The sequence below is a fragment of the Oceanithermus desulfurans genome (genome assembly GCF_014201675.1).
GTDB lineage: Bacteria > Deinococcota > Deinococci > Deinococcales > Marinithermaceae > Oceanithermus > Oceanithermus desulfurans.
The window spans coordinates 1-2,529 of record NZ_JACHEZ010000016.1 but is presented as its reverse complement, the minus strand read 5'-3'; the positions used below and the strand labels follow the sequence as shown (position 1 = coordinate 2,529).

General features: G+C 63.5%; 1 rRNA gene. It reads right to left on the bottom strand.

Features of this window, described 5'->3' with window-relative positions:
* Positions 1-736: 736 nt before the first annotated feature.
* A 16S ribosomal RNA gene (locus tag HNQ05_RS12100) occupies positions 737-2,267 on the bottom strand.
* Between the last annotated feature and the right edge of the window lie 262 nt (positions 2,268-2,529).

Genomic DNA, 2,529 nt, shown 5'->3' with positions numbered 1-2,529 from the left:
CGCTCCGCGCCTCGTCGGGGATGACGGAGACCGGTGGTGCGTAGTGCGTGGTGCGTAGTGCGTGGTGCGTGGTGCGTAGTGCGTGGTGCGTGGTAGGTAGTAGGTGGTGAAAAGGTTGTAGGGAGGCAGGAGAACGGTGAACGCCACCGGTGCGTGCACGACGTTACGTCACGGGGTTTCCACGAGCCACAAGCTACAGGCCACAGGCTGCTTTTTCGCTTCCCCGGACGAGGCCGGCCTGCCGGCCGAGATCCGGGGCCCATGCCGGTAGAGAAGCCGGGGTTGGGTTGCCGCTGACGCGCCTTCGCTGGAACGTAGGGGAGGGTTTTATACCCTCCCCAACCGGTCAAATGCTGAAAGCCGGTTATGGCGCCTCTACAAGCCTCAAGCTACGAGCTACAGACGCGTTTGCCTTTACGAACCGTTCGGGCGGACACACGGGTCCGCCCCTACGCGTCCGGTCGGGTGGCGAAAGATGCTTGTGGTGTTTCTACAAGCTACAGGCTACGAGCCACAAGCCCTGTTCCCAAAAGCAAACCCCCGGCCGTAGCCGGGGGTCGTCGCGCCTGAGGGCGGGGCAGGCCCCCGCCTTCGCGGGGGCAGGCCCCCGTCTGCACGGGGGCAGGCACGGATCAGGGAGGGCGTTCAGGCCCCCGCCTTCGCGGGGGCAAGCCGCAAGCGTAAGAAGTGGGTTCCGCTCGCCGCCTCGGGCGGGAGGGAACCGAAGACTCCTTAGAAAGGAGGTGATCCAGCCGCACCTTCCGGTACAGCTACCTTGTTACGACTTAGCCCCAGTCATGAGCCCCACCCTCGGCGCCTGCCCACTGACGGGCTCCCGGCGACTTCAGGTGGAACCCACTCCCATGGCTTGACGGGCGGTGTGTACAAGGCCCGGGAACGTATTCACCGCGGCATGGCTGATCCGCGATTACTAGCGATTCCGCCTTCATGCAGTCGAGTTGCAGACTGCAATCCGAACTGAGACCGGCTTTTTGCGATTCGCTTCCCGTCGCCAGGTCGCTGCGCTTTGGGCCGGCCATTGTAGCACGTGTGTCGCCCAGGCCGTAAGGGCCATGCTGACCAGACGTCATCCCCGCCTTCCTCCCGGTTTCCCGGGCAGTCTCGCTAGAGTGCCCAGCCGAACTGCTGGCAACTAGCGACAGGGGTTGCGCTCGTTGCGGGACTTAACCCAACATCTCACGACACGAGCTGACGACGGCCATGCAGCACCTGTGTCCGGGCTCCCCGAAGGGCACCCCCCTGTTTCCAGGGGGTTCCCGGCATGTCAAGGCCTGGTAAGGTTCTTCGCGTTGCTTCGAATTAAACCACATGCTCCACCGCTTGTGCGGGCCCCCGTCAATTCCTTTGAGTTTCAGCCTTGCGGCCGTACTCCCCAGGCGGAGTGCTTAACGCGTTAGCTACGGCGCCGAGCCAAAGCCCGACACCCAGCACTCATCGTTTAGGGCGTGGACTACCCGGGTATCTAATCCGGTTTGCTCCCCACGCTTTCGCGCCTCAGCGTCACGGGACGTCCAGGTAGCTGCCTTCGCTATCGGCGTTCCTCCCGGTATCTACGCATTTCACCGCTACTCCGGGAATTCCGCTACCCCCTCCGTCCGTCTAGCCCGCCAGTATCCGGCGCCTTTCCACGGTTGAGCCGTGGGCTTTGACACCGGACTTAACGGGCCGCCTACACGCCCTTTACGCCCAGTAAATCCGGGTAACGCTCGCACCCTCCGTGTTACCGCGGCTGCTGGCACGGAGTTGGCCGGTGCTATTAGCAGGGTACCGTCATTCCCCTTGCGGGGTTTTCGTCCCCTGTTCAGCGGTTTACACCCCGAAGGGCTTCATCCCGCAAGCGGCGTCGCTCCGTCAGACTTTCGTCCATTGCGGAAGATTCCTAACTGCTGCCTCCCGTAGGAGTGGGGCCCGTGTCTCAGTGCCCCTGTGGCCGGCCATCCTCTCAGACCGGCTACCCGTCGTCGCCTTGGTGAGCCTTTACCTCACCAACAAGCTGATGGGCCGCAGGCCCATCCGGAAGCGGCCGAAGCCCTTTAGACACGCCCCAGGGGGCGGGTCCACATCGGGGATTAGCCCGGGTTTCCCCGGGTTGTCCCCGTCTTCCGGGTAGGTCACCTACGTGTTACGCACCCGTCCGCCGCTAAGCTGCCCCAGTGTCCGAAGACTCCGGGGAAGCTTCGCACGACTTGCATGTCTTAGGCACGCCGCCAGCGTTCACCCTGAGCCAGGATCAAACTCTCCATTACAGTCCTAGGCCCTGAGGCCTAACACTCGAAGAGAAGATCCGCAGAAACTCTGCGGGTTTGCGCATGGCGTCGCTCGCGACCTCCCCTACCGCCGCTCCCGTAGGGAGCAGGGAAGAAGGGGTGGGGCGAGCGCGCTTGCTTTTAGGTGTGCTGCAGGCTTTTTTTACGCAGACCGCGTGTGGGGTTTACCCGCGTCCGGCCTGCGCTTTTCGCCTTCCCTGATCCGTGCTTTCAAGATCCCCGCACCCGCTGGGCGCAAGAC